This window comes from Parablautia muri, from assembly GCF_009917485.1.
Lineage (GTDB): Bacteria > Bacillota > Clostridia > Lachnospirales > Lachnospiraceae > Suilimivivens > Suilimivivens muri.
Map to the genome: position 1 here is coordinate 1 of NZ_QZDT01000160.1, position 1,526 is coordinate 1,526.

The window sequence follows — 1,526 nt, forward strand, 5'->3', positions numbered from 1 at the left end:
ACCATTCCTTCCCGCCGCCGGCTAACTTATGTATACGCAGCCTGTGATCCCTGTATTTTAACCGTCCCCCGCAGCACGGGCAGGTACATTCTTCTTTACTGGTTATAAAAAATATCTGCTTCCTCATTGTATTCTGTTTCGTATTTTGATATAATAACCATGTTTATAAATGGTTCCAGAACACTTGTCTCTGCAAAAAAATAAGTGCTCTGGAACTTTCTCTTTCTCTATGCTGATGTCATTATATCGGTTAATTCTGTGACAATCAATCAGGTTTATTTGAAGCCAGAATAAATGGGCAGCAACACCATTATGCTTTGCAGAAAACACAGGAGAATGGGGAGATCGGATTCGGGAACCCGGTGGCGATGCCCGGAGCGGTATCCATCGCATTAGACCCCAACGGGGAGCCGGAGTCCTTCTATGCGGACGGAATCGAGTATTACATCATAGCCAACAACATGGGCTATGACGGTGACTTAGAGCTTGCCCTCATCCCGGAGAGTTTCCGCACGGATGTGTTAAAGGAAGAGGCAGATACAAATGAAGTATTGGTGGAAAACGCACACTCCGAGACGGCGGCCTTTGCGCTGCTGTTTGAGTTTGACGGGGACATCCGCAAAATCCGCCATGTGCTGTATAACTGTTCCGCAAGCCGCCCCAAGATCGAGGGCAAGACGAATGAGGAGAGCCGGGAGGTGCAGACGGAAACGCTGACCATCAAGGCAAGACCGCTGGCAAGCGGCTATGTGAAAGCCAAGACCGGGAACAAGACATCTGCGGAGACTTATGCCAACTGGTATAAATCCGTATACCTGCCGGAGCCAAAGGCAGTAGATGCAGAGACAGAAGGACAGGGATGAAGGAGGCTGAAAGGATATGAGCATTGTTAGGAAGATAGAGATTGACGGGCAGGATGTGTTGTTCAAGGCATCGGCGGCGATTCCGCGCATCTACAGACTGAAATTTCAGAGGGATATTTATAAGGACCTGCGGATTCTGGAAAAGAGTATTGGTGAGGGGGATGAGGAAAACTCCAACCTTGATCTGTTCTCATTGGAGATGTTCGAGAATATCGCCTACACGATGGCGAAGCACGCCGACCCACAGATTCCAAACGAAGTGGATGAGTGGCTGGATGGTTTCAACACATTTTCCATCTACCAAGTGCTACCACAATTGATAGAACTGTGGGGACTCAATGTGCAGACGGATGTGGAGGCTAAAAAAACTTCGCCCAACTGAGCGGGAAATGACCACGCCGCTGTTCCTTCTGCGGTGTGTGCAGTTAGGGCTTTCGATAGCAGACCTTGACCTGCTCTCCATCGGGCTTATCAATGATATGTACTGCGAGAGCAGGAATGACGCCTGCTCCTATGCAGTGCTTGGAACGCAACAGGACATGGATTTATTTTAACAGGCAGAATAGGTGTTTCGCTGGTCAGTTTCCTGCCTTTGTAGTGGTCAAGCTTTTTTGTAACACTTGTGGCTAAAAAAATCAAGTCGCTTACCGTTAGGATAGATGT

General features: G+C 48.3%; 3 protein-coding genes. All 3 read left to right on the plus strand.

All coding sequences use genetic code 11. From position 1 onward, the window contains the following. The first annotated feature begins 290 nt into the window (after positions 1-290). The 3 genes from D5281_RS24895 to D5281_RS26375 are packed head-to-tail and all read left to right on the plus strand — an operon-like array spanning position 291 to position 1,417. A complete protein-coding gene (locus D5281_RS24895; protein WP_330585340.1) occupies positions 291-863 on the plus strand; it encodes a major tail protein in 573 nt (190 codons plus the stop codon). Positions 864-879: 16 nt separating this feature from the next. Then, a complete protein-coding gene (locus D5281_RS24900) occupies positions 880-1,245 on the plus strand; it encodes a hypothetical protein (protein WP_160562530.1) in 366 nt (121 codons plus the stop codon). Between the two features lie 7 nt (positions 1,246-1,252). After that, positions 1,253-1,417, plus strand: coding sequence for a hypothetical protein (locus tag D5281_RS26375; protein WP_277935630.1), 165 nt, complete (start codon positions 1,253-1,255; stop codon positions 1,415-1,417). The last annotated feature ends 109 nt before the right edge of the window (positions 1,418-1,526 follow it).

Bases quoted from the DNA above. Each gene is read 5' to 3' on its own strand.
- D5281_RS24900 (WP_160562530.1), top strand. From the start codon at position 880: ATGAGCATTGTTAGGAAGATAGAGATTGACGGGCAGGATGTGTTGTTC.
- D5281_RS26375 (WP_277935630.1), top strand. From the start codon at position 1,253: ATGACCACGCCGCTGTTCCTTCTGCGGTGTGTGCAGTTAGGGCTTTCG.